At 33.1% G+C, this 13408-nt stretch carries 11 protein-coding genes; all 11 read left to right on the top strand.

Annotated elements, in window-relative coordinates; all coding sequences use genetic code 11:
* Window positions 1-216: 216 nt before the first annotated feature.
* Entirely contained in the window at window positions 217-936 is a 720-nt protein-coding gene (locus CHB72_RS20420) for an ABC transporter ATP-binding protein (RefSeq protein WP_089284730.1), read from the top strand.
* Entirely contained in the window at window positions 929-2530 is a 1602-nt protein-coding gene (locus tag CHB72_RS20415; protein ID WP_089284729.1) for a hypothetical protein, read from the top strand. Before CHB72_RS20420 ends, CHB72_RS20415 begins: the two co-directional genes overlap by 8 nt.
* Window positions 2531-2939: 409 nt before the next feature.
* Entirely contained in the window at window positions 2940-3434 is a 495-nt protein-coding gene (locus CHB72_RS20410) for a DUF2975 domain-containing protein (protein WP_089284728.1), read from the top strand.
* A gap of 11 nt (window positions 3435-3445) precedes the next feature.
* Window positions 3446-3658: a helix-turn-helix domain-containing protein gene (locus CHB72_RS20405; protein WP_089284727.1), complete on the top strand. Its 213-nt coding sequence runs from the start codon at window positions 3446-3448 to the stop codon at window positions 3656-3658.
* Window positions 3659-3681: 23 nt separating this feature from the next.
* A complete protein-coding gene (locus CHB72_RS20400) occupies window positions 3682-5649 on the top strand; it encodes a DUF4153 domain-containing protein (RefSeq protein WP_089284726.1) in 1968 nt (655 codons plus the stop codon).
* Between the two features lie 153 nt (window positions 5650-5802).
* Window positions 5803-7329, top strand: a complete 1527-nt coding sequence (locus CHB72_RS20395; protein WP_089284725.1) for a YjjI family glycine radical enzyme — start codon at window positions 5803-5805, stop codon at window positions 7327-7329.
* Window positions 7319-8173: a YjjW family glycine radical enzyme activase gene (locus CHB72_RS20390; RefSeq protein WP_089284724.1), complete on the top strand. Its 855-nt coding sequence runs from the start codon at window positions 7319-7321 to the stop codon at window positions 8171-8173. Before CHB72_RS20395 ends, CHB72_RS20390 begins: the two co-directional genes overlap by 11 nt.
* 128 nt (window positions 8174-8301) lie before the next feature.
* Complete coding sequence (gene htpG, locus CHB72_RS20385) at window positions 8302-10200, top strand: molecular chaperone HtpG (protein ID WP_089284723.1); 1899 nt, start codon at window positions 8302-8304, stop codon at window positions 10198-10200.
* A 157-nt stretch (window positions 10201-10357) separates the two neighbouring features.
* Entirely contained in the window at window positions 10358-10627 is a 270-nt protein-coding gene (locus CHB72_RS20380; protein ID WP_089284722.1) for a hypothetical protein, read from the top strand.
* Between the two features lie 402 nt (window positions 10628-11029).
* Window positions 11030-11416 (top strand): BlaI/MecI/CopY family transcriptional regulator, encoded by a 387-nt coding sequence (locus CHB72_RS20375; RefSeq protein WP_089284721.1) that lies wholly within the window; start codon window positions 11030-11032, stop codon window positions 11414-11416.
* 6 nt (window positions 11417-11422) lie between these two features.
* Window positions 11423-13240 carry a BlaR1 family beta-lactam sensor/signal transducer gene (locus tag CHB72_RS20370; RefSeq protein WP_089284720.1) on the top strand — a complete coding sequence of 606 codons (1818 nt, stop codon included), beginning with the start codon at window positions 11423-11425 and terminating at the stop codon, window positions 13238-13240.
* The last annotated feature ends 168 nt before the right edge of the window (window positions 13241-13408 follow it).

The following is a 13408-nucleotide window of genomic DNA, read 5'->3' as shown; positions in this document are numbered from 1 at the left end:
ACATTCTTAATTGCTCCCATCAAGTATGGGGGCAATTTTTGTATAATAGACTTTAAGCCTAAAGGCGTATGTCTAGATATAAAAAAGAGAACTTAATTTATCAAAAGTCTTGATATACATTTATATCTGTTATATTATATATATAACAGATATAAAAAAGAAAGTAAAAATCCTAGAAAGAATAGAATTAGAAAATGAATTAGAGAGGTGTAATTTATGTTGGTTTTAAAAAATGTATCAAAGACCTATGATAAAAAGAAAAAGGTAGTAGATAATATTTCATTAGAAATTAACAAAGGAGAAATTATAGGGTTTATTGGACCAAACGGTGCAGGGAAAACAACTACGATAAAAATGATTACAGGAATTATTGCACCAACTGAAGGAAGTATAGAAATCAATGGGATGGACATTTCAAAGACACCTATTGAAGCAAAAAAGAACTTTACCTTTGTACCTGATCATCCAACAATATTTGATGCAATAAAGGGAATAGATTATTTAAACTTTATTGCAGACATGTATGAAGTGTCCATTAAGGATAGAAGAGAAAGGATTGAGAAGTTTACTAAGGCGTTCCAGATCTATGATGCGCTTCCTCAAACCGTTAGCTCCTATTCCCATGGTATGAGACAAAAGCTATTAATATCTGGAGCCCTGCTGCCAAACCCTAACCTGTTTATTTTAGATGAACCTTTGGTAGGATTAGATCCACATTCTGCTAGGATTCTAAAGGATTTAATGAAGGAGCACTGCGAAAAGGGTGGCACAATATTTTTCTCTTCCCACGGGCTGGAAGTGGTGGAGAATTTATGTGATAGGGTGGCGATCATTCATAAAGGAAAACTTATAGCTTGTGATGTGCTGGAAAATATTAAAAAGAGTAAGGATATAACACTGGAAGAAGTGTTCTTGGAGATGACAAAGGATGAATAAGCTTATAGCATTAACCAAAATTCAAGTAAATGATTTTCTAAGTAAATATACTCAGTATTTAAATGTAAAAAATAAATGGCTTAGAATATTAGCCTTGGTATTACCAGCACTTCTAATTCTTCCAGCACTACAATTAGTGACCAAAATGTATGATGCCTTTTCCAGCATGGGCTTCCCAGAACTTACAATTACCTATATGTATATAGGCAATGTGATGATGATGTTTTTTGCAGGTATTCCTTTTATAATTTCAGTATTCTTCTATTCGAAGGATTTAAAATTTTTAGCGTCGTTACCTGTGAAAAACGATACTATTGTATTTTCTAAGCTTGCAACGGTCTATATCTATCTTTTAACAATTGGATGCTTTTTCTTTGGAACTTCAGTTATAATCTACAGTACAAGAGAAGGGTTTCAGTTGCTTAGCTTTATAACAGGGCTTATAGCATTATTCCTATCACCACTATTGCCAATGATATTATCCGCATTGATCATCATCCCCTTTATGTCCTTTATCAGCAGAGGTAAAAAAAGAAATATGATGGTTGTAGCTGGTAACTTATTATTATTGGCTGCAATAATATATTTACAGACGGTTTTAGTAAGTGTTGAAATGGAACCTGAAGTGCTTGATAGTATCTTACTTCAAGAGGATGGTCTATTAAAATTTATTGGCCGAAGCTTTCCTCCTAGTATCTGGCTAACAAAAATGGTGCAAGGCTCAGTAATCAATGGAGGGTTCTTCATTCTTCTTAATATAGCTTTCATCTTTGCATTGAAACTCGTTTGTCATCTTCTATATAGTAGAAGTTTACTGGCCTTTAATCAAGAGGGAGGAGCACTAGTAGAAAAGGGTAAAATCTATTATAAAGCTAGAAGCAAGACAATACAAATGATTAAACGGCATATAGGAATTATATTTAGTAATCCTATCTTTTTACTAAATACAGTATTAAACATGTTAATACCAATTTTAATGTTCGCCATGATGTCATTTACAGGAGAGCTCACATCGGGAATATTTACATCTCCTATGCTGGCTCCTTATATAATATATATTTATGCAGCAACAATAACAACCCCAGCTATTATTGGAAGTCTTTCAGCTACAGTAATTACCCGAGAGGGGAAGGCTTTTTGGGAAACAAAAGTTTTACCAATTAGTACAGTAGATAATATAAGATATAGAATTTATGCAACGTTGGTTTTATCCTTTGCAGGTTCAATAATTATCGCCATAGCAGGAGCAATTTATTTACCAGTAACCTATACCATGATGATCATGGCTATAGTATTTTGTATTTGTGGAACCTTGTTTTTCTCCACCGTTGATATAATAATTAATATAGAAAGACCTACGTTAAATTGGACCAGTCCAACTGCAGCGGTTAAAAATAACTTAAATGTAATGCTTGCTCTATTAATAAGGGTAGTAATAGGTGGTGGGCTGTATCTTCTTTACCTAATGATGCCTAACTTTAGTGCAAATACAATCATACTCATCGGCAGTATAGCCTTTCTTATTCTTTATGTTGTTGTAAATTACTTTGTATTCGGAAGATATAAAGAAAAATTTAATAATATAATACCTTAATACTAAAAGGTTCAGTATTATAGCTGAGCCTTTTAATCTAAATTTTTTAGAAGGGCAAATAATAGCTCTTTTTGTTTTATTGGATAAAACAGAAAACCAACTGTAGATTTTTGTTTAAGACATTATCATAAACAATGGATGACTAAATGGATGGGTCTGCGGAGATAATGAAATCATCAATAAATATGGTTTGTTAAAACAAGGAACGGATCTACACACCAATATATTCTCGCAGCTTCAAATCGTACACTTCTTTAAAATCTATAGAGATAAAAATTTATTGTTTATCGATAAAAATATATTGATTTATGATAAAATAGGTGTTATTATAAAAATACAGTAAATTACATATCAAAATAACACTGAAAATTTAATGTGTTATAGATATAAGGCTATGGGAGGATGAAGCATGAAGTATTATGGGAAAAATTCTTTATCAAGTTTTCTTAAAGTAGTATTAGATGTTTTACTATTGATAGGCTTAGGACTATTTATATTTATTTCTAAAGACACATTATTCACAACTTCCTTCAAAGAAGCTACCCCAATACTAGCTTTTGTATATGGGCTATTCCTTATTGGCGGCACTTCCTTGATTTATATTGTTTACAACCTAAGAAAAATAACAAAAACCCTTATAACTCGGGAACCCTTTGTTTGGGATAATGTAAGGAGCTTAAAAAAGATATGGATAGGAAGCTTTATCATAGCCATCTGCTATTTTATAAACTTCTTTATTAATCCCAGTTATAAAAGTTTTGAGATTATATACATTGATGCAAAAGGAATCCACACAGATTTTGAGTTTTTTATCTTTTTCTTTGCAGGAGTATTCATTTTAGTATTAGAAAAAGTCTTTAAAAGTGCAGTGGAATACAAAGAAGAAAATGACTTAACCATATAAGGGAGAAGCTTATGAAGATCATTGTTAATTTAGATGTCATGATGGCAAAAAGAAAAATTTCATTACAGGAGTTGGCGGAGCGTATTGGTATAACAAACGCAAACCTTTCCATCCTGAAAAATAATAAAGCAAAGGCTATTAGGTTTAATACATTGGAGGCTATTTGCAGAGAGTTAGATTGTCAACCAGGGGATATATTAGAGTATGTTGCTGATGAAGACTAATTTTGTTTAAAAGGGGTAAGAAGATGGCTAAAAAAGTGCAAGGAATCATTATAAAAGACAATAAAATCCTTTCTATAGAAGGAATGAATAGGGCTGGGAGAATCGATCGTTTCTTTATCTGTGAAGAAGTAAAGGAGAATGAAAAGGAAATAACTGCCATAAGAAGAGGATTAGAGGAACAACTAGGTTTGAAAGGGGCTACAACCTTTGAATTTCAAGAAGAAATAGGTAAAGATATAAAAACATTTTTTATTGATTTACAGAAGGAAGAGATAGATTTAGAGCAATCCTTAGAAAAAATAAATGATTGTAGAGAAAATTTTAAGCCAGTAGATTTAAAATGGGTAGAGTTAAATGATGTATGGAGTTTTAGGGAAATTGAAGCACAGTACATAAGATTATTATTAAAAGAGGCTATAAAAAAAGAATACCAGGCTCCATGGATGGAGGTCATTAGCAATACTCATTTTAACAGTAAAAGGGGGAAGAAGTATCTGAAGAACCTATATATAGAAAATGGGAGAAACCAAGTTGACAGCAAAGAGACAATCAATAGTAAAATACTAGTTATGCTGATGGCTCTAGGCTTAGGAACTTTATTTAACCATTTCTTTATGCAGGACAGTATAGGAATATCGGGCTTTTTTTATAGTATGACCATTCTTATTGCTTCAATTTGTGGGATCCATAATCATGTTCAATTGAAGAAGCCTCTAAGCTTTGTGTTTTTGATACCTATCATACTTTTGTCTTTAAGCTTTGGTATCTATAACAATCCTACATTAAGGAGTTTAAATGTATTACTCATACCTTTTTTGATAACCAGCTATCTGCTAACAATAAGATATGAAAAAATAAAGAAAATCAATTTGCATTTCATAACCAATGTACTAGAAAGGATTTTTTCAAAAACCTTCAATGTTTTACCAAAGTTTTTCATCTTCAGTAAAGAAATAAAAAGAGATAGGAAAAAATTCAAAGAAAATGCTACTAGAAAAAATATAATAAGAGGGCTGATCATTTCCATCCCACTGTTAATTATCATTGTAACGCTATTAACATCTGCTGATATGATGTTTAAATACTATGTTGAAAACATAGGCAACCTATTTGGTGAATTCAGTGTTGTCAGTATAATGAATCAAATTTTTCTCGTGGGAATCATAACCGTATATATGTTTGGATTTTTATGGAGCTTTAAATATAATGAAATAACGAATGAAAATCAAAAAGCTAGTCTCATTAGAGCTTCGTGGGAACCAATAACCATGATAACCATTATCTTTGTTATAAATATTGCCTATTTACTCTTTACAATCGTACAGTTTTCCTACCTATATATTGGAGGAATGCAGGCTTTGCCAGAAGGATTTTCCTATGCTGAGTATGCTAGAAAAGGCTTTTTTGAACTGATTTTGGTGACACTTATCAACTTCGGTATATTGTTATTAAGCATAAATTTGACGAAGAAAGAGAATGAAAAAGTAAATAAAATAGCTAATCTATCCTATAGTTTACTGATTGCATTCACCTTTAACATGCTGATTTCAGCAAGCTATAAGATGTATTTATATGAAAGTGCCTATGGTTTCACCAGACTAAGAGTATTTGTTCAAGTATTTATGATTTTAATTGGTATTTTACTAGTGATTGTCCTACTTGGAATCTGGGTTCCCAAAATCCCAATTTTTAAGTATGCAGTTATCGCTACATTAGCTGTCTACGTAGGGCTGAATTTCATCAATGTAGATCAAGTTATAGCAAAGGAAAATATTATAAGATATAGGGAAGCTGGAGTAATAGATATGGATTATATGAAAAAACTATCCTATGATGCAGCGCCAGAACTTAGAAAGCTTTTAGAAGTAGAAGATGTAGATGTAAGAACTGAAATTAGAGCACATTTAGAAGAACAAAAAGAGATACTAAAAAGACAGTATAATCGATGGTATGAGTTCAACTATTATAAAAACAGGCTGTTAAAGAGTTAAGAGGAAGAGTGAAGGATCTCCTGCGAAACAGTTTTATTCATATTTTTAAAAGGAGCAATGCAATTATCAAAAGAAATGAGGTATAATATATCCTAAAGAAGTAGATTTTTAAAATCTACTATAGATGACAAACAAAGTAAGGAGATGTTTTCTATGCAATCAAAAATCAGCGATATTATGGACATTGCCACCAGCAGAAGTTTAACCTATCAACAGAAGCTTTTTAATCTTGCCAATGTGGCGGAAAGATTACTGGACCCTAGAGAAGTCCTAGGATATACTGATACAGAAATGATGTATATTGAGAATGAAATGATCTGTGACTTAAATGAAGGCTATACCCTTTATCGACCTAGGTATATTGTGCCTGATTATTATGTTTTGCTGTCAAAAGGCTGTGATTTTCTAGGCCTAAAGCCTCCAATCGATTTAGATGAACTATTGGACAGTTTACTTATTCTATACAGGCATATTCCCTCAATAACCTCCTTTCCTGTATTCGTAGGAGACCTTGATAAATTGATGGAGCCCTTTATTACAGAAGAAGAGAAGGATTATATAAAAATCAAAAGATTTTTGAACCATATCGATAAAGCCATACCGGATTCATTTTGCCATGGAGATATAGGACCTGAGAAAACAAGGGCGGGGGAATTGATACTAAGGGCTGCCATTGAGCTAGAAAATCCTACACCCAATATGACCCTAAGATATGATAAAGATAAGACCTCAAAAGACTTTGCCCTCAAAGCGGTAGATGCCTGCTTAAGGGTATCAAAACCTTCCTTTAGTAATGATAAGAAATATTGCAAAGATATGGGAGATCATAGGCTGGTAAGCTGTTATAATGCTTTACCCCATGGTGGAGGTGCCTATACCCTACCACGATTGAGACTGGGTACTATCGTGAAAGGAGTCAAGTCCTTAGAGGAGCTTCTAAAAGATAGGCTGCCAAAGGTAACAAAGGCAATGGCTACTATGATGGACAAGAGAATACGCTTCTTAGTAGAGGAATCTAATTTTTTTCAAACATCTTTTCTTGTAAAGGAAGGCTATATAAAGAGAGAAAACTTCTCTGCCATGTTTGGTATGGTAGGATTAGCAGATGCAGTGAACTATATTTTAGAAGTAGAGGGTTTAGAGGAAACCTTTGGCACCTCAAAACGAGGAGATGAGATTGGTCATAGTATTTTAACGGTTATCCAAGATGTTGCAAACAGCCATGAAGGTATCTACTCTGAGAGAACCAATAATAGATATCTTTTACATGCGCAGGTAGGAGCAAGTCTTAGTGAAGAGGATAGCTGCAACACGCCAGCTCATAGGATCAAGGTAGGCCAGGAGCCTATTCTTCCTCTCCACATAAGGCAGGCCGTTCCTTTCCATGAATACTTTGTCTCTGGAACAGGTGATTTATTTGCCTTTGATGAAACCTATCTCAATAAACCTGATGCAGTGTTGGATATTATAGAGGGGGCCTTTTCCTTAGGCGGAAGATATATTACGACCTATCTCCATAATACAGACCTTATAAGAGTTACAGGTTATCTAGTGAAGAAGAGTGAAGCAAGAAAAGCGGGAGAAGGAAATGCTGTTTTGAGGGATACAGATATTTTAGGGCATGGAACAAACAGTATAGCAAATGTCTTTGAAAGAAGACTGAGAAAAGATGAAGAATAAGGGATTTATCAACAAAATCATTCCCTTCTCAAATGTAGATGGACCCGGCAACAGATTAGCAATCTTTTTTCAAGGCTGCAATATTAACTGTGTTTATTGTCACAATTCTGAAACTATAAACCAGTGCATACATTGTATGGATTGCGTTGTTAATTGTCCAACTGGGGCCATCAAAGCTTGGGAAGGAAAAATAATTTATGATGAAAAGCGCTGTACAGAATGTGATCAATGTATAAGAACCTGTAAACATAGTGCATCTCCAAGAATAAAGGAATATAGTGTAGAGGAATTATATGAAATTATAGAAGGGTATCACCCTTTTATAAGAGGAATTACTGTATCTGGTGGAGAACCCACTTTGCAGGCAGATTTTATAATAGAGCTTTTTAAAAGAGTAAAAACATTAGGTCTTTCCTGCTTTGTTGATACCAATGGCTTTTTTGATACGGAGCAGATCAAAGAACTTATTCATGTGACGGATAAGTTTATGATTGATATCAAAGCAATTGATAAAATAGAAGCATTATGTGGATGCCAAATGAAAAACAATTTAGAGAATTTACAATATCTTTTAAGCCTCCATAAGGTATATGAGGTAAGAACTGTAATTGCTCTAGATTATATAGATGTAGAAAATACCTTATGCAAGGTGGCCCATAGCTTAAAGCACTATCCAGAGGTACTATACAAGCTGATCCCTCTACATATAACAGGACTTAATGCTCAGCAGAAGGCAAAAATCCAAGGAAAGATCCCTTCGAAAGAATATATGGAAGCCTTAAAGGAAAAAGTAGAAAAGCTGGGAGTCAAAGAGGTTGAAATAAATAGTTTTAGCACTCGCTAACAGAGAGTGCTAAATTTTTTGTTGACTGAAAATCCATATAGTTGTAAAATAATTTGTATAGGAGTTGAAAATACTCAAAACCAATAGAAAAATACTTACATAATATTAAGTGATAAGGAGGGTATTTAATGAGTAAAGAAAAAGGAAATTTATCAATTCACAGTGAGAATATTTTTCCCATCATCAAAAAGTGGTTATATTCAGATCACGATATCTTTATTAGGGAGTTAATTTCAAATTCTTGTGATGCCATCACGAAGGTAAAAAGACTAAACAGTTTAGGGGAAGCCGACTTAGATGGCAATACAGATTTTAAGGTAAAGGTAATATTAGATGAAACAGAAAAAACCTTAAAATTTATTGACAATGGCATTGGTATGACAGATGAGGAAGTAAAGAAGTATATCAATCAAATCGCCTTCTCAGGAGCTGAAGATTTTCTAAAAACCTATAAGGACAAAGGGGATGTTGATCAGATTATTGGACACTTTGGTCTTGGTTTCTACTCTGCCTTTATGGTGGCAGATGTAGTTGAGATCAATACTTTCTCCTATAAACAAGATGCAGCAGCAGTGAAATGGCGCTGCGATGGTGGTACGGAGTTTGAGATGGAGAACAGCGATAGAAGTGACAGAGGCACAGAGATCACTCTTTATCTAGGAGAACAGGGAAAAGACTTTTTAAGTGAATATACGATAAGATCTACGATTGAAAAGTATTGTTCCTTTATGCCCTATCCTATTTATCTAGAGGTAGCAAACAAGGAGCCAGAAAAAGATAAGGATGGAAATATTGTTATTACTGAACCCGAGGCTTTGAATGATGTACTTCCTTTATACCTAAAACAACCAAATTCTTGTACCGATGAAGAGTATAAAGATTTTTATAGAAAGACCTTTAAAGACTTTCAAGAACCTCTTTTCTGGATTCACCTTAATATGGATTATCCATTTAACCTAAAGGGAATATTATATTTTCCTAAATTAAATACAGAATTTGATACCATTGAAGGTCGTATTAAGCTCTACAACAGTCAAGTTTTTGTGGCAGATAATATTAAAGAGGTTATACCAGAGTTTTTATTGCTTTTAAAGGGTGTTATCGATTGTCCTGATTTGCCATTAAATGTATCAAGAAGCTTCCTGCAAAACGATGGCTTTACAAGGAAAATTTCTGATTATATTACTAAAAAAGTGGCGGATAAGTTAAATAGCCTTTTTAAATCAGACCGAGAAGGCTTTGAAAAGTTTTGGGATGATATTAGTCCATTTGTCAAATATGGATTAATTAAGGATAATAAGTTCTATGAAAAGGTTGAAAGTATTATTCTTTATAAAACTACTGAGGAGAAGTACGTAACAGTTGAAGAATATCTTGAAAAACATACTGGAAAGCTTGATAAACAAGTGTATTATGTGTCAGATCCAGTTCAGCAGGCACAATATATTAGAATGATAAAGGAGTATGATATAGAAGCTGTTATTTTAGATCATAGTATTGATACTGCATTTCTATCTCATATTGAAATGAAAAAACAGGATATCAGCTTCAAAAGAGTAGACTCCAACATTTCAGAATTGATGAAGGACATAGATGAAACGATAGATGAGGAGACAGCCACAAAGGAAAAAGAGCTCCTTACAAAGATTTTTAATAAGATTCTTAAAAAAGAGGATTCTAAAATCCAACTAGAAAATCTAAAGTCTGAGGATCTTGCGGGAATGATTATTCTTCCAGAAGAAAGCAGAAGAATGCAGGAAATGATGAAACAGTATAGTATGGGCGGATTCAATCCAGGAATGATGCCTAGTGAAGAAACGCTTGTATTAAATAAAAAACATCCACTTATTCAATATATTCTAGGCCAGGGAGACAAAGAAACAGAAATGACAGATTTGATAGCTCAGCAGGTCTATGATTTAGCAGTATTAAGCCATAAACCTCTTTCTCCAGAGGCTATGACCAGCTTTATTAAGAGAAGTAATGAAATTATGAAGCAAATGATCGCAGAAAATCAAACAATGTAGAGGGCTTTATAGTTTCTGACAAAAATAAGAATGTGGTAGATTAATATAATCTGCCACATTCTTATTTTTGTCTTCTTTTTTTTCATGTTAATAGTAGAATGAGAGACGGACAACAGGAGATACTATAAGTAAAATAAGCTATTAGGAGGATGGAGATATGGCAAAGCTTGAAGACGCTATTGGGAGGATAAAAAGACTAGAATGCCCAACAGGAGATTTGGGATATCGCGTTGCTGGGATACTAGAAGATTATGAAATTGCCAATAGTAATGAGGTAACTGTAAATAGGGAGGAAAGATTGGATAGGGATGGAGCGGAGGCTTATCGTGCTAAAATTCCCAGTAATACAGAGAAATCTATTATGATTCTGGCTAAATCAGGATCTGAAGATTATGTGGCTAAGGTTATAGATGCTTATATGAATTAGACTCCAACAAGGCAGTATAAAAGCTTATAAAAGTTTACTAAGTTCGAGAGAGAGGCTTACTTCCACAATAAGAAGTTAAGCTTCTGTTTTGTTTTTAAGATGATTATTCCAAATACAAAAGTAGTAATAGGCGGGATATTCTATAGATATACTGTTTACATCTACAGATAAAGAGTGAAAAACATATTGACAAAACTAGATTACCAATGTAATATATACCATATGGATTACATTGGTAATCTATATGGCAATTTAGTAATTTATCTAATAGCAGCGTATGATACATGGTGGGAAGTTCTTTAGAGAAGCATCATTAATTAAGGTAGTATTATTGACAAAAATTATACAGGTAGATATGATAGCGACATAAGCTTATAAAACTAATCTAAAGAAGGTGTTAGTATGAAGAAGATACCAGGAATATCAGAGGCGGAATGGGAAGTTATGAAAATAATTTGGGCACATTCTCCTATTACTGCAAATGATGTTATAGAAAAACTAGAAGGAACTGTAACATGGAAGCCAAAAACTATTAAAACTCTTTTGAGTAGACTGGTTAAGAAAAAAGTCATTTCTTTTAATAAGGAAGGAAGAACTTATCTTTACTTTCCCCTAGTTATGGAGGAAGAATGTGTAAAGGCAGAAAGTCAGTCTTTCCTGCGACGAGTATATGGAGGTGGACTTCAAGCTATGCTAGCTAATTTTTTAGAAGATTATGAGCTAACAAAGGAAGAAATTGAAGAACTGAAAGAAATTTTAGATGAAAAAAAGGATTCAAAGAAGGGATAAGATATTATGGAGCCTACAGGTTTTCTTTTTTGGCTAGCCAATACATCCTTTATAGGAAGCATACTAATTGGAATCATTCTTTATATTAAGAAATTATTTCACAAAAAATTTCATACAAAATGGCATTATTATGTATGGTTTTTATTAGTAGTGAGATTAGTGATGCCGTATGCTCCTAAAAGTCCACTAAGTATCATAAATGGTTTTTTATATATAAGAAATTATATTGTCGGCCATGGAATTCAGCGTACTTCTACTGGGGACACCACTGGGATTTTTAATGAGGCAGTAGGATCTATAGAAACTGTAGATTTTCATGAAGATTATTTTTTCCCCATGAATGAAGGTTTCTCATTTTTGATATATAGAATTTTATTTATAATTTGGCTAGCTGGTGTAATCGCTATAACTGTTTACCTAGTGATACAACATATAAAGTTTTTAAAGTGGTCAAGAAAATGTAGTGATATAAATTGCTTCGACCTATTGCAGTTATTTGAAGAATGCAAAACTCTCCTAAATATAAAAAAACACATTAATCTTATAGAAACCAATGAAATCCGGTCACCAGCTTTTTTTGGTATGATACGTCCGTGTATTCTATTACCTGTAAATATAACAGAAAAGCTTGGCCTAAAAAAAGCAAAATATATTTTATTACACGAACTAATCCATTATAAAAATAGAGATGTATACATCAATTGGATTATCTGCTTTTTAAAGATTATACATTGGTTTAATCCTATTATATGGTATGGATTTTATCATATGCAGCAGGATCGTGAAATAGCCTGCGATAGTTATGTACTTTCCTATTTAGAAACCTATGAATATAGAGATTATGGTAGAACAATTATAGCAGTTTTGGAAGAATTTCCTTCACCCATAGCTACCTCCTTTATCATGGGAATTGGGAGTACTAGTGGGTGTATCAAAAGAAGAATTTATTCTATTATGGATTTTAAAAAGGATAACAGGAAGATAAAGTTGAAAGAATTGGCAATATCTTTTTTCATAGGATGTATTTTGTTGACAAATCCTGAGACTGCTTCTACTATGACTAACTACTCACAACAAATAGACCCAACAAAGGAAATAATACAAGAAGATTTGAGTAGATATTTTGAAGGTTACGAAGGCACCTTTGTTATGATGGATATGAAGGAAGAACAATATCATATTTTCAATGAGGAAATGATTAATAAGAAAGTTTCTCCCTACTCTACATTTAAAATTCTTAGTGCTTTAATAGGTCTTGAAACTGGGAGGTTAGAGGATGAGAATACAGTTATAAAGTGGGATGGGACAAATTACCCCTTTGAAGATTGGAATAGGGATCATACATTAGCATCAGCCTTTCAATATTCAACAAATTGGTATTTTCAGAAAGCCAATCAGTACGTAACGCTGCAACAGATGAAGGAATATATAAATATATTGAATTATGGAAATAAAAGAGTAGAGGGAGATGTCGAGACCTTTTGGATTGGAGGAACCTTAGAGATTTCTCCTTTCCAGCAGGTAGAGTTTCTTAAGGATTTTTACACCTATGAAATACCGTTTACTTCTGAAAACATTGATATTGTAAAGAAGACAATACAACTCGGCAGCGATGGTACCAGTATATTGTATGGAAAAACAGCCTCATCAATGATTAATGACAAGAGCATTCTTGGCTGGTTTATAGGGTATGTGGAAAGAGGAGATGATGTATACTTTTTTGCTACAAAAATTGAAGGAAATGATGAAGCTGACGGTCGAAGAGCCAGAAATATAACATTAAAAATATTGGAAGACAAGAAAATCTTTTCAATAAATTTGTAAGAAAAATAAGTGAAGAGATTCCATAATACATATGTGAATTTTGGGGCTTCACTTGTGAAAACAAAAAAATTCAGCAATTTACTTAACAATCTAATGGATTTAAAATTGTCTTTGAATAAGCAGGCCATGGGTGTGTACATTGGCCCTTTTTGTGCTGGCAAAGCTAAG

Origin of the sequence: Anaerovirgula multivorans (genome assembly GCF_900188145.1) — a bacterium.
Classification (GTDB): domain Bacteria; phylum Bacillota; class Clostridia; order Peptostreptococcales; family Natronincolaceae; genus Anaerovirgula; species Anaerovirgula multivorans.
The sequence above is the reverse complement of the archived record's forward strand: the minus strand, read 5'-3'. Positions and strand labels throughout refer to the sequence as shown.

What these genes read in the sequence shown, in the direction of transcription:
- CHB72_RS20420 (WP_089284730.1), top strand. Translation starts at nt 217, where the DNA reads ATGTTGGTTTTAAAAAATGTATCAAAGACCTATGATAAAAAGAAAAAG.
- CHB72_RS20415 (WP_089284729.1), top strand. Translation starts at nt 929, where the DNA reads ATGAATAAGCTTATAGCATTAACCAAAATTCAAGTAAATGATTTTCTA.
- CHB72_RS20410 (WP_089284728.1), top strand. Translation starts at nt 2,940, where the DNA reads ATGAAGTATTATGGGAAAAATTCTTTATCAAGTTTTCTTAAAGTAGTA.
- CHB72_RS20405 (WP_089284727.1), top strand. Translation starts at nt 3,446, where the DNA reads ATGAAGATCATTGTTAATTTAGATGTCATGATGGCAAAAAGAAAAATT.
- CHB72_RS20400 (WP_089284726.1), top strand. Translation starts at nt 3,682, where the DNA reads ATGGCTAAAAAAGTGCAAGGAATCATTATAAAAGACAATAAAATCCTT.
- CHB72_RS20395 (WP_089284725.1), top strand. Translation starts at nt 5,803, where the DNA reads ATGCAATCAAAAATCAGCGATATTATGGACATTGCCACCAGCAGAAGT.
- CHB72_RS20390 (WP_089284724.1), top strand. Translation starts at nt 7,319, where the DNA reads ATGAAGAATAAGGGATTTATCAACAAAATCATTCCCTTCTCAAATGTA.
- htpG (WP_089284723.1), top strand. Translation starts at nt 8,302, where the DNA reads ATGAGTAAAGAAAAAGGAAATTTATCAATTCACAGTGAGAATATTTTT.
- CHB72_RS20380 (WP_089284722.1), top strand. Translation starts at nt 10,358, where the DNA reads ATGGCAAAGCTTGAAGACGCTATTGGGAGGATAAAAAGACTAGAATGC.
- CHB72_RS20375 (WP_089284721.1), top strand. Translation starts at nt 11,030, where the DNA reads ATGAAGAAGATACCAGGAATATCAGAGGCGGAATGGGAAGTTATGAAA.
- CHB72_RS20370 (WP_089284720.1), top strand. Translation starts at nt 11,423, where the DNA reads ATGGAGCCTACAGGTTTTCTTTTTTGGCTAGCCAATACATCCTTTATA.